The sequence below is a fragment of the Leifsonia sp. Root4 genome (assembly GCF_001425085.1).
Classification (GTDB): Bacteria; Actinomycetota; Actinomycetes; order Actinomycetales; family Microbacteriaceae; genus Microterricola.
In genome coordinates this window covers 901,232-919,748 of record NZ_LMDN01000001.1, presented here as the reverse complement: position 1 = coordinate 919,748, position 18,517 = coordinate 901,232, and the positions used below count along the sequence as shown (strand labels likewise).

The following is an 18,517-nucleotide window of genomic DNA, read 5'->3' as shown; positions in this document are numbered from 1 at the left end:
TTCCATGGTTCCTCAAGGCTTGCATTTGTTTGCGCAAAAGAAGGAGCGGGCGGGCCGGTCAGGCTGTCGCCATTTCCGATCCGCCCGCGAACCATGGTTGCTGCCGCGTCAGCGGCGAGCTGGCCGTCTCCGAACGCTGAAGAGGATGCCCCCTCCGAGCAGAGCGATTGCAAGGATGATCCAGCCGGCCGCCTGTACACCGGTGGTCGCGAGATCTTCCTCGGGAGCTGCCGGCTGACTACTCGGCTGAGGGGAGCTCGTCGGAACCTCTGAGATGAGCGTGACCGATGCGGCCGCGCTCGTGTTCCCTGCGATGTCGGTGGCCCGATAGACAATCCCGGTCGTGGCGGTTGCTGGCTGCACCGGTGAGCTATATGCCTGCCACGCTGCCTGCCGTCCCGTATCGTCGACCTCGGCGTATTCGATGGTGTCTAGCCCCGATGTTGCGTCGTCGCCGGTGATGGTGACTCGGCCCGATGTCGCGTCTATGGATGCATGGGCGGCGGGGGCGGTCTGGTCGATCCGACCCGACCACTCTGCCTCAGCGGAACTGGCTGCTGAATCCGTGGCACGCACCCTAAAGGTGTGTTCGCCATCACCATCGAGGGTGATCGGGCCGCTCTGCGGAACGAAGCCGTGACCGTCGACGTCGATCTCGACATCAGGGTCTGGGTCTACATCGTCGGTCGCCGTTGTGGAGAGCGTCACTGGACTCCGATACCACCCATCGTTGCCGTCGGGCGACTCGGGGCTTGAAGCGATCGAGACATGCGGCGCCGCAACTTCGTGCACGACGACCCGTACCCGGTCGAGGTTTTTCACCTGGGCGAATTCTTCGTCGACTTCGCCATTCCTATCAGTGGTCACGCGCACCGCGGCAAAGTAGGTTCCGGGCGTCGGGTAGCTCTGTTCGGCGGTCGCGGTGATCACGGAGCCGGTCGAGTCCAGGCTCGCCGCGCTCCACGTTCCGGTTCCCGTCAGATCCCAGTCGATGCGGACGATCTGCCCGGTTCCCGGCGGAGCTGCAGCTTGCACGGCAAAAGATGTCGGCTGACCGACCTCGACGTCCACGCGTTGTTCGCCTGACACAGTGAGATTCACCGTGGGCTGGATGCCCCCACGTGTAGTTGCGGCGGCGTTTACCGAGATTTGTGCGTCGTCAGTGACGTCGTAGGCAGTCGACGCGGCTGGCTCGATATCGCTCTCCGCCCAGGCTGAAATGTCGCGCAGCGCCTGCTGCAGCACGTCTTCGAACGATACGACGTAGGTCGAGCGGGTGCCCGTCACCGGGCCCTCGAGGTGATCGGCACTCTCCAGATACCAGACCCGGAAAGTATCGTCGTACGAGCTTCCCAGCGCCTGCTCAGCTCGCTTCGCGTACCAGTCAGCGTGCCAGGAGTATGCGTCTACATCGAGCAGGTTGCCCACCACGATTGTCTTCGCGGTGACTTTCCCCGAGTACGCCGCGCCGCCGGAGATGCTGCCAGCGAGCACTTCGCCGAGTTTCAGTGGCCTGGTCGGGTACTTCGCACTCCCGTCAGCATTGCGGTGCTGATTCCACGCGTGGAAATCCAGAGCTGTCGGGGTTTGGTGACGTTCGTAGGCAAAGAGTGCGAGCGACCACGAATTGTCGAACCGGATGGTGGCGCCCTCGACGAGTGCGGCCATTGCCTCTGCCGAGTTCTCACCCAGAGTGAAGGTGCCACTCGCGGCGTCGAGGGAGCCGCTCAAGCGTTGCTTCGTGCCGTCGGCTTCGAGCACGGAAACGTCTAGCGGGATCCACCCTTGCTCGCTGTGGGGCAGGTCGGCGGCGGTTATTGCTGTGACCGCGCCCCCTCCATCCCGGGTGAAGCTTGCGATCGAGGTGTCGGCGACTATGCGATGGGAACGAAAGTAGTCGCCGAGGGGCGTCTCTTCAGTGCCGAGGTAGCCAGGAGCCGTCCAGAAGTCGTTCTCGTACCCTGAGTCGATTTGGCGGACCGTTGCACCGAAGCCGAGCAGCGCGTCATTGCTCGTGCCCTGCAACAGATAGTCGGGGGCGATCCAACCCGCAAGCGGCAGGCCGAGTCGAGTGACTTCAGTCAAGACGTCGGCTTGGAGGTCGTCGAGCGTCGCATAGGGGTCGCCACTACCACCGGGGAGCATGGCGTCAGCAATTGCAGGGGCCTCTTCTTCGAGCACGAATCGCGCGAGGGCACGGCTGAAGAAGGTGTTTGGGATCGCGGTCGGCGTACCGATCACGAACGGAACGAAGCCGTCCCAGAGTCCAGTTGTGTTCTCGGCAGCGCCGATAGTCGGGTATGAGCCTCCGCTGCCTCCATAAAGATATGCATGTATCTCCGCGTCGGAGCCGTAGTGCTCGGCGGCAAGTGACTTGGCAAACTTGACGGCCGCCGCCTCCGCCCGATAGCCGGATGCGCCGGCCACCTGCACGGTTCCAGCTCCGCTTGCGATGCCGAACGCGATGGTCTCGTCGCTCGCCTGTGCGCTCTGCAGCGGGTAGGTGCGCTGGAAAAGCCTCCCCTTCCAGCTTTCTGCAGGCGGCAGGTAGACCGTAAACTCACGGCCGCCGACTGTACCGGATATCCGATGGTGCGGAGTTGGCAATGTCTCCTCAGACTCGGCTGTCACCAGAGGTTCTGCGAACTCAGGGTCTGTGCACGCTGCTGTGATCAGCCATGCCCGACCAACTTGCTGGCAATCTTCCCCACCAGCGGCTACCGCAGGACCGGGCGATGCACCTACGAGGGACGCGGCGAGGGCGACCATGACAGCTCCCAGTGGGATTCGAAACCGGCGTCGCTCCATTCGTTCAGCGCGTTTTGATGAGGTTGACGAATGATGATGCAGCATACTGCTCCTTTGCAGACGGATGGCACGACCATCGGTCGTGCAGCCGGGTTCACGACGGACGGGCGTACCGGGCGATACTTCCAAATGCGCCGCGAAAGTGCCGCGTTTTGCGCAACAGCCAGCGGCGGCGTTGACGGGCCTTTCCGCGAAATCTAGGCTCAGTTGAACTCACTGGGCGGCTTTTGCTGCGCTTCCGGCCCGAACGCTCTCGTCGCTCTGCGGCCGTCGCGCCGGTCCTCGGAGAGAGTCAGCATGCACGAATCGTGTCCCCATGGAGACGTGCGGTTTGGGCTCAGTATCTGCTGGACGCTAGCACCACACATCGGTGTGTCTGGTCCGAAGCCAGAGGATCAACGCGAGCCCGATTGGGCAGTCCTCGATGAAGGTAAGAATGGGTGCTTAGACATGCGCTGGGCCGAACGAATGGAAAGAACACGATGACGAAGTCCTTCTTCAACGGCGACTGGAGCGTGCGGAGAAAGGTGAGCGGCTTCGTTGATCTGCTCGGCGGAGCCATTCCAACAACCGTCACGCTCCCTCACGATGCCATGCGTGAGTTGCCGCGGTCGGGTCGCGACGGAGGAGGCCCGTCGTCGGCATTCTTCCCCGGCGGAGAAGTTGAATACACCAAACGCTTCGACGTGCCTGCGGAGTGGCGCCAGCGGCGCGTATCAATCGAGTTTGAGGGGGTCTATCGTGACGCGATGATCTATGTCAACGGCGAGTTCGCAGGGCAGTGGAGGTATGGATATTCCGTGTTCCGGATCTCCCTGGACGCCCACCTGCGATATGGCGAAGAGAACACGATTAGCGTTGAAGCACGAGCACATGAGGACTCCAGATGGTACTCCGGGCTCGGAATTTACCGGGACGTGCATCTCATTGTGGCGCCGTTGGCTCATATCGTGGACGACCACGTGCGGGTCAGCACGCCGGACGTCGATGATGAGCGCGCCGTCGTTGAGACGGCCGTGATCGTGCGGAATTCAGATCTCGGCACGCGCCGGCTCACGCTGGAGGTAACCGTCCGCGACGCAGAAAGCAATGTCGTTGCATACGACCAAAGCCCGGTGACGGTCAGGCCAGGCGGCGAGGCCGTGGCGCGGAACCGACTCTATGTTGACGAGCCGAAGCGGTGGAGTGTGGATGATCCGTACCTGTACCGATTCAGCGCTCGTCTTCTCGAGGAGGACGGCCGTGCGAACGACGAGGATGTCGACGTTCACTTCGGCATCCGGACTGTGCGAATCGATCCACGGCGGGGGCTCCGCATCAATGACGAGCCCCTGAAGCTGCGGGGAGCGTGCGTGCACCACGATAACGGTCCACTGGGCGCTGCGACTATCCGCCGGGCGGAAGAACGTCGTATCGAACTCCTCAAGGCGGCAGGTTTCAATGCGATCCGCAGCTCGCACAATCCTCTGAGTCCGGCGATGCTCGACGCTTGCGATCGTCTGGGGATGCTCGTGTTCGATGAGTCTTTTGACGCTTGGACCGAGATGAACAAGCCATTCGACTACACGCTCGACTTCAATGAGTGGTGGGAGCGCGATGTCGATGCGATGGTGCGAAAGGATTTCAACCACCCGAGCGTCATCCTCTACTGCATTGGCAATGAGATCCATGAATACGGGACAGGGGCAGGTGCGGCTATCGCCCGAGACATCGCAGAGCGTATTAGGGCGCAGGACGACACCCGGTTCATCACCACGGCGGTCAGCGGGTTCTGGGCTGTGGCAACCGAGGTGATCGGCGATCTCAAGGGGCGCCTCGATGACGCCGCTGCGCGAGGTGTCAATGACGTCATGAATGAAATGACGGAGTTCTTCGACGAGGTCACCATCTCCGATATCGTCGGCGAAAGGACGGCCGAGGCGCACGCCGTCGCCGACATCGCCGGGTTGAACTACGCAGAAGCGCGATACTCCGCCGACGGGGCACGCTTTCCGAACCGGGTTGTCCTCGGCACCGAGACGAATCCCCGTGATACCGCCAAGTCGTGGCTGCGGACTCTCGAGAACCCTCACGTCATCGGTGGGTTCACCTGGACGGGGTGGGACTACCTGGGAGAGGTCGGGCTCGGCCGCACGGACTACACCGACGATCCGGACGTCCGAGGCGGCGGCGACCCGGAGTTCCCCTGGCTGACGTCCTGGTCCGGCGACATCGACATCACTGGCGTCCGCCGCCCCCAGTCCTACTTCCGTGAGATTGTGTTTGGTCTTCGCAATGAGCCATATATCGCGGTCCGCCGCCCCATCGCAGAGGGCATGCGGCGTCTGGAGATGCAGTGGGCCTGGAGCGACGCAATTGCTAGTTGGACCTGGACGACTGGCCACGGGACACCGATGGAGGTGGAGATCTATAGTGCTGCCCCGGAGGTAGAACTTGAGCTGAACGGGGTCTCGTTGGGTCGCCGGGCGGCCGGAGCAGACTCCGAGTTTCGCGCCATTTTCACGGTCCCATACGAACCGGGCACGCTCACGGCGTTCAGCATCGCAAGTGACGGCAACCGGTCCCGCACCGATTTGCAAACGGCTGGGGCAAGCACCCTTTGGACGACCGCGGACCGGTCGGTTCTCAGTGCCGACAGTGGCGATCTCGCGTATCTGAGCATTGAGTTGCGTGACGGCCTGGGCATCCTTGATACGGCACGAGAGACAGTCGTGACCGTTCGTATCGAAGGGCCCGGGGTGCTTCAAGCGTTGGCCAGTGGCCGACCCTCCACCGAGGAATCGTTCACGCATCCGAGTTGGAGAACGTTTGACGGGCGCGCGCTCGCAATCGTTCGCCCCACTGGTCCCGGCGAGATCACCGCGATCGTTACGAGCGACGATCTAAAGGAGTCGAGGGTGAAACTGACCGCGGTGTGAGTGCGTTGATTGCGTTGCCGTTGCAGTAGAGAACGACACTCGGTTGGTTGAGGTCCTTCCGCACCAACACGCTCGACTTCAATGAGTGGTGGGAGCGCGATGTTGATTCGGTTTGTTCATCTCGGACCAAGCGTCGAACGATCCATCGAACACGAGTATTCCAGGGATCGCATAGCGGGGCGCGTCCGGTCTGCTCGAGTCGTGAGGACCGCACGCGCCCCGTGAAGGTTAGTGCCAGTCGCGCGTGGCGAAAAGCACGTCTATGGCTTGACGCCTCTGCTCGAAGGAGAGGTCGGTGTCTCGCATGTCGAGCACGATTGTGCCGAACCGTCTGCCGTCATCTCCGAGCACAGTTGCCCAGTACTCGGCTTCCCCGGCGCTTTCAAACCTGAGGTACGAGCCCACGTCGGTATGCCAACCTTCTACGCATCCCGGCTCGGCGCATAGCGTGCTTGTTTCTTCGACAGGTGAGATGCTCGGGCTTGAGGACAACAAATCACCCACGGTTCGCGGCCCGAAGGCGTTGGCCCCGCCGATGACCCACCAGGCTGCCGCGATGAGAAGAGCGATGAGGATGGCTCCGCCGACTGCGGCTGCGATCCATCGACTCTTCGATGATTGGGTCGGGCTCGGTTGTGTCGAGTTCTGAACCATGTGTGTTGGTCACTTCTTAGTATTGGTTGGCGGTGGTCCAGTTGCAGTGATGCACAGCCACTCCGAAGCCCCAATCGCCGTTCGTCCGGTTGGGCCGGAACTTCTCCAAGTTCCAGGTGCCGGCGGCCACGGCGCCGAGTGCGTGGCAGGAGAACTGCTGACGCTGGCTGGGCTTGTCGAGGGCTGTCCGGATGGTGCCGCCCTTGCCCCAAGCCTCATCCCATCCTGCCGTGTTCAGGATGGCTTGGCCAGCAGCGATGCCTGTGAGTCCGCCGCCCTGTGCTGCGCCGCTGTAGACGGACCAGCCCCAATTGGAGAGGTTGAGATTGACCCGCGGCTGGGAGTTGTAGCTGTCGACGGTGATGCTGCTGAAGAGGTTGATTCCGATCCACGGGTCGGCGACCACCGGGTAGCTATAGCTTTGATCGTGCTCGACAATCTGAGTCACGGTTGCGCCCTCGACCTCGTACCGAGTGGGAACGTCGCGTCCGGCGGCATCTTTCGCCCATGCAGGTGCCAGTCCACCGAGCAGCTTGTCGCCGTCGACAAAGAGCAGGGCGTCTCCAGAAGATACGATTGTCGCGCTCGACGGCAGAACAAAGCTGTAGCTGTAGTCGGTAGGTGCGGTGGCAGCGTTGATCACCGTGTTGATCTGAACGCCCCCGTCCTCCCGGACGATCGGTACCGTGGTTGATCCGTTGTTGTTGTCGTAGACAACGACACCATCTGCTGTGCTCACAGCGTCCGATGCTTCCGCGGCAAACGGCAGTTCCACCGCGATCGACGACGTGCCTTCGCTGGGGCTGAATATCACGTTCTCGGACGCGTCGGTGGGAATGATGATCGAAGAGTCAGCGGTCGCGGCGTCGAGCGCTATCTCCTGATCGGGAGTGGCGCTGACGGCTACCGCGCTTGCAAGAAGGTCGGGATCAACGTTGTTGATCGCAGCCAACGCGTTCGCGGCGACGGTGGCGTCGGTGACCTCTGGTGCCGGCTGGGTCTCTGCAGAAGCAGACACTGCCGACGTTGCGACAAGCGCGCACGCCGCTGCCATTGTGATGATTCCTTGCGATATCGCCATCTTCATTACGAAATTCCCCCTATATATGACGTGCTTTTTTGGGCTTCATCGGATGCTCTGCCCAGTTCCCCCCTGGAACCTTCCACAGCGTCGCAGAGTATGACGAGGGTCACAGTCCGCATATGAGAGGACTTGAAATAAACCAAACGTATGGTATTTATCGGCCAGGCCAGCTGGCCTTCGACCATGTCGCCTCGCTTCGATTTCGGGGCGACTGCGGATCGCACATCCTAAACCTGCATGGACCGGCACCCCGTGGTGATGGCAGCAGCAAGGTCGAACATCATGCGCATTGCAGGATTGGTTTTCGCGGTAGTCGGTGTTGTCTTGGCCGTGGTGGTGATTCTCAACCCGGGTGGGCCGGCCAATAATGTTTTGCTGCCATCGATGGTGATGTGCCTGCTGCTCGCTGCGCTCGTCGTTGTTTGGCACGAGAAACGCCGCAAGAACAGCTCCAAATAGGCTGCGCCACAACGAGAAGACGCCCCCGTAAGTAGTTGCGGGGGCGTCTTCCTGTCTAAGCGTGCCCGATCGATCCGGGGCGCCGGTCGGCTCGGCCAGAACCTTCAGTCTGGCTCCATCAGCTACTCCATCTCGGGGATTAGAGAAGCCCTCGTGTGCTGGTCTTGAAGATCGCTTCGCGGATCGCCGACGAATCGTAAACGTGATCGTCCGCGAGCCAGTCGATATGACGCGCGCTCAGCCCAGCGTTCTGCGCTCGTTCGTACGCTTCGGCCCGCGTCAGGGACTCGAGGGCATCGAACTCTGCCGGTGACAGCGCTGATTGGACGATGTGCGTGAGCGTCACGGGTTCTTCTTCTGCGGCATGGAAGACCGTTGGCCCTGGAATGTCGGCGGCGACGACGAGTCCCGCGAGCAACTCGCCCAGGACTTCGACGTCGATCGCGCTGTGCCGTGCACGTCCGCCGTCCGGCAGTCCGTTGATTCCGGTGATGAGCTTGAGGATTCCAGGCACGAGCCATTTGTCGCCGGCTCCGAAGACGAAATGTGGCCGCACCACGATTCCGCCAGCCTCGAGTACAAGCTCTTCTGCACGCGCCCTGGATGCGCTGAGCACTGAGTTAGGGGCGACGACAAGCTCCGGCTCGCGTGCGTTTCGGTGGACGCCGGCGCCGTAGACGCCAGCGGTGCTGACGTAGATGAGGCGGGCCACATCGGCTTTGGTGCATGCCTCGATGACGTTGGCGGTGCCACGAACGTTGACGCGTTCGCATTCTGCCTCGTCGTATCCGATGTAGCTGGCTGAGTGAACAACGCCTCCTACACCGTTGAACGCAGCGTGAAGCGAGGTGATGTCGGTGATGTCTCCGCGGATGAAGCCAGCGCGGAAATCGCTGTTGCGGTGCACGCCGATGGCCGTCGCGTTTGTTCGGTTTTGCGCTGCCTCAAGAGTGGAGCGGCCGATGAACCCGCTGGCCCCCAGCACCGCAATCCGTGTGATGTCTGGGGTTTCTGAAGCTCCGTAAGCTGGCACGCTAGGTAGGATAGCTCTGGCAGACGTGGGGGAGATGGATGGCGAAGCAGGACCGGGCGATTCAAACGCGCGACAGCATTGTCAAAGGCGCGGCCAGGACTTTCTATCGCGTTGGGTATGCAGCCGCTTCGATCTCAATGATCGCCGAAGCGGCGGGCGTGACCAAGGGGGCGTTGTACTTCCACTTCAGCGCCAAGGAAGACATTGCCCGGGCAGTGATTGACGCGGAGCACAAGTCAGTGACCGACGCCGCTCAGCAAATCCACGAGACGACGACCAGTCCAGTTGAGATCATGATGCTGATGTGCGCGGATCTCGCACAGAAGCTTGTCAGCGATCCCGTCGTTCGAGCGGGAATCCGACTGACCACGAGTGGCGCCATCTTCGATCCCCCGACTCGAGCGCCCTACGATGAGTGGCTTGAAATCTTCGAGGCCCTTTCCCAACGCGCGATCGAAGCCGGCGAGTTCCGGGACACGACAGATCCCGCGAAACTGGCGCATTTCATCATCCCGTCGTTCACCGGAGTGCAGCTTCTCTCCGATGTGCTCACCGACATGGCCGACTTGATGACTCGAGTGGGAGAGATGTGGGAGATGATCCTCCCGGCTGTCGCCGTTCCTGCGCAGCTTGAGCCGTTGACTGCTGTTGGAGCAAGAGTGTTCAGCCGCAAACTGGTCCGGCCGAAAGGCTGACTTCGCGGGCCCGGTCGAATGGCGAGGGCCGAGTCTGTTGTTTGAGTGCACACTGCCCGGCGCTTAGCGGACTTGTGTCGTTCGACGCCCTCGCAGACGCAGGAAGGCAGGTGTCCTGCGCAGCTCTTGTTGGGCGGTGCCAGCCGCAGCGGCTGACCCACGCATCTGGTTAGCGGCGCGGGCCGAGCTCGGGTGTCCGCCGGAGCGGCCCCCAATCTCCGCGTCTTCTTAGTGACGCAAAAATGAGCCGGGCAGATGCCGCATGATCGTGCCGAACCGTCGCATTCCGGGGAGGGCGAGTGGAGTCGATTGTGCGCTCAGCGAGCCAGGACAGAAGCGACCCGTCGGTGTCGGTCTCCTTCGAGGACATGGAGAGGAACTCGATTTCGTGCGGCCTGCTTCCTCGTCGGACAGGATGCCCCCCCACTCTTGCGCCGCTTGTCGAGCGCGGTCGTCCACGCATCCGGCACGGTGGCCAATTGCATTTCGAAACGTCCTCAGAAATCGCTATAGCGGATGCCAAGCGTAGCGTTGCCGGCCCTCCCGTTCGCGGATCGGGCGAGTGAACGGTGTTGCTAGCGAGCTACTCGCGTGCCGCGAACGACAGCCCCCCCGACTACGGCGCCCACTCCGATCCAGCCGACCGGTGCGATGCTCTCCTGCACGATGAGGACGGCGAGCAAAGTGGCCAGGACTGGCTCAATGAGAGTGACGGTCGTCGCCGTACGGGCGCCAACGCGGCGAAGTCCGACGCCGAAGAGCCAGAAACCCAGGAATACGGGACCGACTGCCAGGTACAGGCCGAGCCCCTGGACTGATCATCGTGCCTTGGACGTGGCCAACCAGAAACGGTTTGTCTCTGAGGTCTGACGGCAGCTGATCGAGATCATCGTTGAGCGCAGAGAATGTCTTCTCGATTGTTGTGAGCAACTCGGTCTTCGAAGCTGGAACGGCCACGGGGTTCTCCCTAAACGCGCGGAAGCATCAGTAGACCACATCGCGACTCTGGGTGAGGGTTGTCGCTTCCGCCTGGAGACCGCCTCGCGCTGCCGCGTAGGTGTTCAAGAATCCGACGGCCCGGGCACGTGACCGCGAAGCGCGACTCATGCGTCTCTTGCACAAGCGCCCGCATTCAAATTTTGAGGCGCCTTTCGTCGTTGCTTCACGCTCGGAAGGCAGGCGCTCCGCACCCATCGGCGTTGTCAGGCTTCGTGAGTCAAGCGGGGCGCGGACGAGAGTTGCTCGAGACGTTCAGTGTCAGGCTCTCAGCTCGGGCTGCCACTCAGCGGTCTCTGCTTTCATCCATTTCTCTCGGCGTTTGCGAGCACTCTTGTGGTGGCCCAGCTGCCAAAGCATTGATCCATCGCTTCGCAACTCATAGCCGAGGGCCTGCAATAGCTGGGCGCCGGACAATGGCGCAATATCGAGGCGCGTGCAAACCTCCTCGAGGTGCCAGGCCGCGTTCAGTTCAAGGAACTCGCGCAGGCGGGCAGGAGTTCCGATGCCACGGGCCTCCCACTCGCGTGCAGTACGTCGAGCTCGCTTGTCGCTCTTGGAGCCCGCAATCCGAATTCCGATCCGGCGAACCGACCACGCGGCAATGCCACCCACGGTGGCGTCGAGCCCAATCTGCACGCCCTGGTCTAGTAGGAACGACGCGATGTCGTACCAAACTGAGTCACCCCCGAACCCGCCTTCGGAGCGAGTGACGAGAAGGTCAGAGAAGTCTTCCTGGTTGTAGCCGGCGTCCGTCGCGTTCGACGCACGCCGAAGTATCGTTGTCTTTCGACTGTGAAATTCGAGGCGGTGGTTGTACCCGAGTCGACCAGATTCGTCGAGGAGCCAGATGCGATCTGGGTACACGTAGTCGGACATGGTCGCGCTGTCTGGATCGATGGAATTGAGCCTCGCATGCGTCCTAACCGGGCGCCGCATGGATGGGCCGGGCACCCCCGGTTCGAAGCCGACCACGGCACCCTCCGGGTCCAACTCACTCAACGCGCTGGCGAGCATGAATCCCCATGAGTTGTCCGGAGGGATCTGCACACTCGGCAAAGAGTGAATCGCCGGTTCGACGAGCCCGTGAGCTGACGGATGCGCTGGATGGAAGCCGTCGTAGAGTCGCACCGTCACGAATTGTCGATTGGTCATATGTCATAGGTACTGTACGTTCAACGTCGGCTCGCGCAGGCGCGTCGCTTGCGGGGCGCTAGTTTTCAAAGGTGCGGTCTTAGCCTCGATCCACCGGCGGTTGTTCTGAGCGAGCGTGGTGACACGGAAATGCCTTGGTGACAGGGCACTGATGCCTGACCAAGACACCCGATCGATTCGCGGGCTGGCGCAGGACTGCGATCGCACGTTGAGCTGAGACTGTTCTAAGTGAAGTCGTCTTCGCGCTGGGCTGCGCGAGCTCATTGTTTCGACGGGACTCGCTTGTGGCCCCTTGCTTTCCTTTGGGAAGGCGTCGATCTTCGCCGCATGTGAGTTGATGGAGCTGCATTTCACGGCGAAAACTGTGAAGGTGCGCTCCAAAGGACCGCCAACTGGGTTGTGTATCTCAGTCGGTCCTCGACCGTAGACTTAGGGCGAATTAGGAATGCTTGAACGGAGGTGGGTGGTTGTGAGCGTCGTTGAAGCACCCGTGAAAGAGCGATTCCGGTACGAGATCGACTTGGTCGACGCGCTCGAGCCCACATTCGCCGCCTCGGTTTTCAAACGCCACGACCCCGACGTCGAAACGTTCAGAGAAGTTCCTGCAGCCCGCGGAGTGCCAGACCTCAGCGCGGTGCGGTTTGACCGTGACCGGGTTGCGCAACGCCTAGAGGCCGGCGTGCGTTGCCTGAGCACCGACGTTGAGGTTCGTGCGGTCATAGCGCTCCGCACCAAGACAATGACAATCACCGAGCTCGCCGCCCGCATCGGTATGACAAAAGACTATGTCCGACGCGCAGTAGTGCCTCTTCTGCTCGATCTTGGATGGCTCGACGGGGGAGGCGAGAGACTACGACTGCGGCCGGAGGCACGACCCGTTGGACGCAGGGTGGTTACGGTTGAAGCGAAACTACGCGACTGGCTGCGCGCGTTCAACCAGGCCCGACACCAACAGCTTTCCGCAGACGCCGCCTACATTGCGCTAGATTCTGCGCACTCCCGAGTTGCCCTCGAGCGCCTTGATGGTATCGCGCAACGTGGGATCGGAGTGATCGTTGTTGACGCGGCAACGAACCGTCATCGAGTTGCGGTTCGTCCACAGCGGATCCTGCGTTCCGTGGACACGGCGGTCGGACGCATGCTTGTTGCCGAGCGCAGCCTCGAGCTTCACCTGCGCGGGGAACGTGCAGGCCAAGTCGCGCCGGTGTTCGGATGGTACCCACCCGAACACCGCGAGCAATCAGCTAGTTAAGTAGCCTGCCCCACCCACCCAGGTGCAGCGGGCTGTTTCCCCCTGTGGGTTGGTCCAGATCGTCGACGCCCGCAAGAAACCGTTCCGCTTGGCGAAGCGCTTTCGTGGCGGTGATCGTCGGGTTGCTGCTGGAAAGGTTTGCCTGCAGATTCCCCACAGACGTCAGGTAGTGAAGCCCTGCCAGCTCCTTGTTGTGCTCGTCCTCTGCGATCGCTCGAGAGAACGGCGTCTCAAAGGGTTTGTGTCCGTCGATGACGGCGAGACGCTGTTCCATTGTGTAGTCCAACGTGTGAAGAATGTGCCGGTCGAAGAAGCGGGGAGTATGGGGCGGCGGTTTTTGCCCTTTTCGTCCGCCCATAGGGCGTTGACGGGCAAACGCTTGATCAGGCCAGGACGTTCCGGTGGAGAAGCCAGCGGCGCCGAGCGCGCTCATCACCCAACCAGTGAGCCCTGAGTTGGGGAGAATGAGCTGTTTTCCTTCAACTGCTGCCGTCCGGGTCAAGATCCGGTACCCGCGCAACACGTCCTCGTCGAGCAATTGGCCGTAGCGGTAGGTGACGATAGGCCACCAAAAGCGTAGATACCAGAGCTTCTCGGAGCTCTCCGTGATCTCCTGGAGAAGCATCCCACGGAGTTCTTTGTCGACCAACCAGCGATAGTCCATCGTGAGGTTGACGAACATCGGGTGGTGCCCGAGGACCGCGCGCGATTCCGCGACGAATGCCATTGCATTTGCTAGTGAAACATTCGCTTTCGTTGTGTCGACCCAACCCGATGCCGACAACGCGACGGTGGCGCCAAATTGATACTGGGCTTGAATTGAGCGCCCGACCCAAGCGCGGTCTGGCTTCTTTGGAATGTCGTCGTAGATCGCCCAGGGGTTCGCGCTTTTCGCGGGGTTCGCCGGTGCAGCGCCCTCCCACCCGGACTCTGGCCGGCGATGGAATTCTGGGTCGACGAGCTTCAGCGGAACGTTATCGAGGCGATCGAGATAGTCGAGAGTTCGAGCGGGGGTCATCCTTGATTGCATCCGCGCAACGGTCCCAAGCCCAAGCTTGCGCCCATTCGTTTCTGCGAGGCTGTCGAAGACTTCCGGGAGTCGATCCTGAAACTGGGCGCCGCGCTGGACTATGAAGACCGGGGCCTTGCCTGCGAGCATGCGCTTAAGCGAAGCGCCCTTCGGCCGTGCGGTGTTGGTCATTTCATGGCCTTCCGTAGGTCTTTCAGAGCCCGCCGGGCGCTGCCTCGTTCATAGGGTTCTTCGCTCAGCAGCCGCATGATGATGTCAGCCAGTGGGGCAAGTGTGTCGGTAGGCAGCGGCCGTGGCGGCCCAGCGATGGCGTCAGCGACATCGTCTTCGCTCAGACCGCGGACGTCGTCTAGGTACGGGTGTCGCCTTGTCAACACGATGTACAAAACGACGCCGCAGGCCCAAAGGTCAGAGGCTTTTCGAGCGCGCTCCCCAGCGAGCTGCTCCGGCGACATAAAGAACAATGAACCGATGCGGCTCGGATATGCAGTCAAGGTGGAATCTGTAGCGCTCTTCGAGAGTCCAAAGTCGATGAGGACCGGAGCCTCCCACTGGGAATCGCGCAGGATGATGTTCTCGAGTTTCAGATCGCGATGAACCCGCTCTGACTTGTGCACAACGTGGACAGCATCGAGGAGTGCTGTGGCAAACGCGAGAACCTGTTCTTGAGTTGGCTGATTGGTGCGGCAGTTCTGGCCCACGTCACCGCCATCGATGTACTCGCAGAACAAAGCAGTTTGTGTTCGCCCGTCTACATCTACGTCGCGTACATCGAAAAGCTTCACAACGCCCTTGTTGTCAAAGGAGCGAAGCCCACCGATCTCGCGTTCGACCAAATGTGCCCGGTGCATCTCCGGACGAAGGAGCTTGACAGCGAAAGTGCTCGATCGCCCTGAATCATCGACGAAATCTGCTCTCCACGTTTCTCCGAACGTTCCTGAACCGAGATAGGCGACGCTCAGGGCGCCGAGGGCCTTCCGTACAGATTCTCCGAGAACAGTGGTCGTCACTTTCGCCTTTCGGGTGAGGCGTTCGTGCCCAGGCGGGCAGAGGGCGGCATCGTTGATTGCGCCGACACAGACGCGCGGCCAATCCTTTCAGGAAAAGAAACCGGACGCACGCCCTTTTTTGGGGGTCATGGCGCTGCGGGGCCGCCTGAGCTCCTCATAGATTGAACCCGGTCGGGGCAACGCAGGGCCACGGCGGTTGGCACTCGAGCGAGAGCGTTGGGACGGTGGGGCCATTTGCTTGATGCCAGTTGCGAAGCGCGCTCTCGAGTGGCCCGGGCGGAGACGACGGGCCGTCGTGCCCCCTCCGCCGGCTACTGATCCCAGACTTCCAGGTCCACGCGCTCGATCCGCACGATCATCGAACTCATCGCCCAGTACGCGTCCGCCGCAATCCCGTCTTCTTGCATCGTCCAGTACCCCTGTTGGCCGACCGAACAGTGCCGGATCTCGTGGAGCGGGCGTACGCGATCGTTGACGGTCCGTGGCGCGTCGGGTGCGCGGCGCCTTTCGACTGTTTTGTGGTCGAGATCGAAGATGTAGGACGAGCCGCTGGCGGTGTGGACGAGCCAGGTGCCAGGCGTGTCGAGGGTGAGGGTGGTGAGGGTTTCGGGAGCGTTCATTGTGGAGGTCTCCTCTCGCTGCCGGGATGTCGAGGGCGTCGGCCGACGCTGGCCGCAGGAACCGGGTGGTACCCCAAGCGAAATCCGGTGGTTAATGTATTACACGACCGGAGTGGATCGAGCAAGGTCGTTCAGTCGCGTGCTGAGGGACGATCCAGTGCGTCTCGTACCGCGAGCTACAGCTGCGTCGCGACGGCAGGAGTCATCTCACTGGATCTTTCGAACCACGGGGTCCCATCGAACGCGATGTCGCTCGCGCCGCGCATCTCAATGTTGATGAGCGTCGGATCATGGAGGTCCGACGGCACGTAGCTTGCGTCGTCCGGGTGTCGGTAGATCCACTCGCGTGCACTCGCCGCGACGTGATCGTTGAAGAGTCTCTCGAGGCTTGTTGTGCCCTGCTGAACACGGTCCATTTTTCCCTCTCGGATCGACTTGGCGATCTCCTGGTGGCGCGGGCTGTCCGGTGCAAACGCGTCCGCTATGACAGTGGGGTCGCTCATGAGGAGGCCAAGCTTGCGGGTGAGCGGGAAGGCGATGCCCCAGGCCGTGCCGAAGCCCACTCCCTCCCAAGGTTCGACTTCGGGATTTCCGATCAGCGCCACAGGGGCGTCCGAAGTGATCAATGATCGACGCCGAAAGCGAGTGAGCGACCAGGGCCGACCAGCGATGTATGGCACGAGCTGTGCTGCTGCTTCGACCATGTGTTGGATGTGAGCGAGATTCGAAAACGTGATGGGAGGGCCATCTGGGTGGGTCGCTTCCACCCAGATTCTCTCCGCTTGCGCGTCCGTTGCGTCGAAGCCGAAGTTCTTCTTGATCCATGCTTTGACGTTGTTGCGACCGCCGGCACCGACTTCGAGGCGGATCATCTTGGCTTGGATCTGTTCGGCGGTGCGTCGCGTATCCGGTCCGCGTACGGCTTGAAGCGCGATGAAGTATGCCAGCGTCCAGCGGTCGCCCTCAGGCAAGGGAAATGGATTGTGCTGCTCAAGCTTTCGGATAACGCTCTGCGCTTCGCCCTCGGTGACTGCAAGCACATCCTCAAACTCATCCGGCCGTTCCAAACCTTCCACACGGTGAAAGTGGGTTTGAGCGGCAACGTTTCGCACGGACGTAGTGAACGGTTCGCTGGATCCCGGCAACCGAATCGCGGTGACCCGGTCTTTGGCGTTAGCGAAGCCGCGCAAGTACGCCTGAGGGACGTAATGATGCAACTTCTTCGTGCTCTCGATCCCCGCCATGTGCGCATCCTCTCATGGGAGCGACCGTGCAGCGCATTGACCGCGACCGATGTGAATAGCGCACTAATAGGCGCGAGTGTGCATCGGCTCGAATCATCGGGGATCTGCGCGGGCGCCGCATCCTCCGAATTGGAATTGTCGCAAGCGAGGGCGGACTCTAGCCAGGCGAAGGTGCTGACTGTCGGGGCCACGTGCGCCAGATGGGGCTCAAGAATGAGGGGATCATTGAACCCGAGTAGTCATCGATGAGCTCTCCGTAGACGATGCCACCGTCCGTCCTTCCGAACGGCTGAATTAGACACCGCGACCGCCCTTCGGCAGTCAAGGCGATCACGATCAGCGCCTCGTCCCGGTCTCCCTTGGTGTCAGGTCCGAAGAACTCAGAGTTGCTTTCCAGAAGTTCCTCCGGACTCACCCCAACCGCGACGCCACGCCCACCCGGGAACGCAATCCAAGTTTCTGATGAGTACACGGCTCCGTCAAACGGCCAGGCCCCCGCTCCATCAACTGTCGCGGCCACCTTCAACTCGCGTTGCTCTTCATCGTCGAAGGAGAGACCATACATTCGCATTGCGGTCCCTTTGATGAGGGCGAGCATCGGACCCGCGTAGCCGTCTGCCTCAAGGAATTGTTTCGAGAGTTCGAGCCTTGCGTGTGCGTGATCAATTGGATCGGTCGTGAACTTTGGAGGCGTGCCGTATCGGCCCAAGCCAACCCTGGCTAGATCGTCGTCACGCTCAATCCTCATGTACTTGAAGCTGGTTGATTCCCCAGTCTCTAAGTCCAACAACATGCTGGGCATTGGGTCCCCAATGGGGAGGCAGGGGAGTCCGGACTTGATCTCAGAACTAATGCAAGCTCGGCTGAAAGGCGGCAGCTCGCACTCTTCAACGCCGGTCGCTAGATGGGCGCTCCGGACGACTTCCGCTACGGCCCTGTACATCTCCCTTAACGCCGAAACCAACTCGTAGTCCGGAAGCTGGTCATCGACCCATCGGCGCTGGACTCGGAGTATGCCCCTGCGCTTGCGTCCAGATTTTGCCGCGGCGCCTGCGAATACCGAGGTGATCATCTCTACTGTGTACTCCGGCGGGACTACGAAGACATCTTCGATGCGCTTGAGCTGACCGTGGTAGACGCTGATACGCGCCTCGCTGAGCGTTCGGAGGTCCTCTTCCTTGACCACTCTGTTTCGAGCGGTAACTCCCCACGTGAGGACTGAGTTTTTCCTCGCGGCATCTTGCCATTCCCCGTACCAGGTATTGAAATCGTCCCACTTAGACTTTTGCTTCTGCAGGAGGAAGGTGACGCCTCTTGAATTTTGAATCGCCGAGTTCAGCCACCTGCGAAACTCATACGGATCGACGTATGACTCAACTGCGCGGTGAATGTCTTCGTGCAGATCCATCAACCGGCGATGAGCATCCGCACACGGGCAATCAGTTGGCGAGTCGGGCATCAGCAAACCGTACCGACTTGACAGAGTGCATGCCAAGAGCACAGACGGCCAGTCGGAAAGCGTAGCGGCGCAAATCTGCCACCTGGCCCGGCAGGCACGA

At 61.3% G+C, this 18,517-nt stretch carries 15 protein-coding genes; 4 read left to right on the top strand and 11 right to left on the bottom strand.

Going from position 1 to position 18,517, the window contains the following annotated elements:
- Positions 1 to 108: 108 nt before the first annotated feature.
- Positions 109 to 2,631, bottom strand: coding sequence for a Tat pathway signal sequence domain protein (locus ASC66_RS04250; RefSeq protein WP_157509633.1), 2,523 nt, complete (start codon positions 2,629 to 2,631; stop codon positions 109 to 111).
- A 659-nt stretch (positions 2,632 to 3,290) separates the two neighbouring features.
- Here ASC66_RS04250 and ASC66_RS04245 point away from each other — a divergent pair.
- A complete protein-coding gene (locus tag ASC66_RS04245) occupies positions 3,291 to 5,726 on the top strand; it encodes a glycoside hydrolase family 2 TIM barrel-domain containing protein (protein WP_055835052.1) in 2,436 nt (811 codons plus the stop codon).
- A gap of 228 nt (positions 5,727 to 5,954) precedes the next feature.
- On the opposite strand, the gene ASC66_RS18035 is transcribed toward ASC66_RS04245, so the two are convergent.
- Positions 5,955 to 6,380, bottom strand: a complete 426-nt coding sequence (locus ASC66_RS18035; protein ID WP_157509632.1) for a hypothetical protein — start codon at positions 6,378 to 6,380, stop codon at positions 5,955 to 5,957.
- Between the two features lie 16 nt (positions 6,381 to 6,396).
- Entirely contained in the window at positions 6,397 to 7,467 is a 1,071-nt protein-coding gene (locus ASC66_RS04240) for a hypothetical protein (protein ID WP_157509631.1), read from the bottom strand.
- Positions 7,468 to 7,701: 234 nt separating this feature from the next.
- On the opposite strand from ASC66_RS04240, the gene ASC66_RS18030 reads away from it, so the two are divergent.
- Positions 7,702 to 7,923, top strand: a complete 222-nt coding sequence (locus ASC66_RS18030; protein WP_157509630.1) for a hypothetical protein — start codon at positions 7,702 to 7,704, stop codon at positions 7,921 to 7,923.
- Positions 7,924 to 8,062: 139 nt separating this feature from the next.
- On the opposite strand, the gene ASC66_RS04235 is transcribed toward ASC66_RS18030, so the two are convergent.
- Positions 8,063 to 8,908: an NAD-dependent epimerase/dehydratase family protein gene (locus ASC66_RS04235; RefSeq protein WP_055835047.1), complete on the bottom strand. Its 846-nt coding sequence runs from the start codon at positions 8,906 to 8,908 to the stop codon at positions 8,063 to 8,065.
- Between the two features lie 86 nt (positions 8,909 to 8,994).
- On the opposite strand from ASC66_RS04235, the gene ASC66_RS04230 reads away from it, so the two are divergent.
- Positions 8,995 to 9,651 carry a ScbR family autoregulator-binding transcription factor gene (locus tag ASC66_RS04230; protein ID WP_055835044.1) on the top strand — a complete coding sequence of 219 codons (657 nt, stop codon included), beginning with the start codon at positions 8,995 to 8,997 and terminating at the stop codon, positions 9,649 to 9,651.
- A 575-nt stretch (positions 9,652 to 10,226) separates the two neighbouring features.
- Here ASC66_RS04230 and ASC66_RS17745 read toward each other — a convergent pair.
- A complete protein-coding gene (locus ASC66_RS17745) occupies positions 10,227 to 10,445 on the bottom strand; it encodes an EamA family transporter (protein ID WP_286145581.1) in 219 nt (72 codons plus the stop codon).
- 463 nt (positions 10,446 to 10,908) lie between these two features.
- On the bottom strand, positions 10,909 to 11,802 hold the full coding sequence (locus ASC66_RS04220; protein WP_157509628.1) for a hypothetical protein: 894 nt from the start codon (positions 11,800 to 11,802) through the stop codon (positions 10,909 to 10,911).
- Positions 11,803 to 12,271: 469 nt separating this feature from the next.
- On the opposite strand from ASC66_RS04220, the gene ASC66_RS18020 reads away from it, so the two are divergent.
- On the top strand, positions 12,272 to 13,054 hold the full coding sequence (locus ASC66_RS18020) for a hypothetical protein (RefSeq protein WP_157509627.1): 783 nt from the start codon (positions 12,272 to 12,274) through the stop codon (positions 13,052 to 13,054).
- Here ASC66_RS18020 and ASC66_RS18015 read toward each other — a convergent pair.
- The 5 genes from ASC66_RS18015 to ASC66_RS04185 all read right to left on the bottom strand — a co-directional run bounded on the left by ASC66_RS18015 (position 13,047) and on the right by ASC66_RS04185 (position 18,417).
- Positions 13,047 to 14,255: a hypothetical protein gene (locus tag ASC66_RS18015; RefSeq protein ID WP_157509626.1), complete on the bottom strand. Its 1,209-nt coding sequence runs from the start codon at positions 14,253 to 14,255 to the stop codon at positions 13,047 to 13,049. The two genes, ASC66_RS18020 and ASC66_RS18015, sit on opposite strands and share 8 nt — an antisense overlap.
- The gene (locus ASC66_RS17740) at positions 14,252 to 15,094 is read right to left on the bottom strand and encodes a serine/threonine-protein kinase (protein WP_162243470.1); all 843 of its coding nucleotides are present in this window, start codon (positions 15,092 to 15,094) and stop codon (positions 14,252 to 14,254) included. The genes ASC66_RS18015 and ASC66_RS17740 overlap by 4 nt, the downstream gene beginning before the upstream one ends.
- Before the next feature lie 311 nt (positions 15,095 to 15,405).
- Positions 15,406 to 15,714: a hypothetical protein gene (locus ASC66_RS04195; RefSeq protein ID WP_055835023.1), complete on the bottom strand. Its 309-nt coding sequence runs from the start codon at positions 15,712 to 15,714 to the stop codon at positions 15,406 to 15,408.
- Between the two features lie 176 nt (positions 15,715 to 15,890).
- Positions 15,891 to 16,958: a DUF4238 domain-containing protein gene (locus ASC66_RS04190; RefSeq protein ID WP_055835019.1), complete on the bottom strand. Its 1,068-nt coding sequence runs from the start codon at positions 16,956 to 16,958 to the stop codon at positions 15,891 to 15,893.
- Between the two features lie 157 nt (positions 16,959 to 17,115).
- Positions 17,116 to 18,417, bottom strand: coding sequence for an Ea47 family protein (locus ASC66_RS04185; RefSeq protein ID WP_502691556.1), 1,302 nt, complete (start codon positions 18,415 to 18,417; stop codon positions 17,116 to 17,118).
- Between the last annotated feature and the right edge of the window lie 100 nt (positions 18,418 to 18,517).

What these genes read in the sequence shown, in the direction of transcription:
- ASC66_RS04220 (WP_157509628.1), bottom strand. Translation starts at nt 11,802, where the DNA reads ATGACCAATCGACAATTCGTGACGGTGCGACTCTACGACGGCTTCCAT.
- ASC66_RS04230 (WP_055835044.1), top strand. Translation starts at nt 8,995, where the DNA reads ATGGCGAAGCAGGACCGGGCGATTCAAACGCGCGACAGCATTGTCAAA.
- ASC66_RS04185 (WP_502691556.1), bottom strand. Translation starts at nt 18,417, where the DNA reads ATGCCCGACTCGCCAACTGATTGCCCGTGTGCGGATGCTCATCGCCGG.
- ASC66_RS04195 (WP_055835023.1), bottom strand. Translation starts at nt 15,714, where the DNA reads ATGAACGCTCCCGAAACCCTCACCACCCTCACCCTCGACACGCCTGGC.
- ASC66_RS18030 (WP_157509630.1), top strand. Translation starts at nt 7,702, where the DNA reads ATGGACCGGCACCCCGTGGTGATGGCAGCAGCAAGGTCGAACATCATG.
- ASC66_RS04240 (WP_157509631.1), bottom strand. Translation starts at nt 7,467, where the DNA reads ATGAAGATGGCGATATCGCAAGGAATCATCACAATGGCAGCGGCGTGC.
- ASC66_RS04190 (WP_055835019.1), bottom strand. Translation starts at nt 16,958, where the DNA reads ATGGCGGGGATCGAGAGCACGAAGAAGTTGCATCATTACGTCCCTCAG.
- ASC66_RS18015 (WP_157509626.1), bottom strand. Translation starts at nt 14,255, where the DNA reads ATGACCAACACCGCACGGCCGAAGGGCGCTTCGCTTAAGCGCATGCTC.
- ASC66_RS04245 (WP_055835052.1), top strand. Translation starts at nt 3,291, where the DNA reads ATGACGAAGTCCTTCTTCAACGGCGACTGGAGCGTGCGGAGAAAGGTG.
- ASC66_RS18035 (WP_157509632.1), bottom strand. Translation starts at nt 6,380, where the DNA reads ATGGTTCAGAACTCGACACAACCGAGCCCGACCCAATCATCGAAGAGT.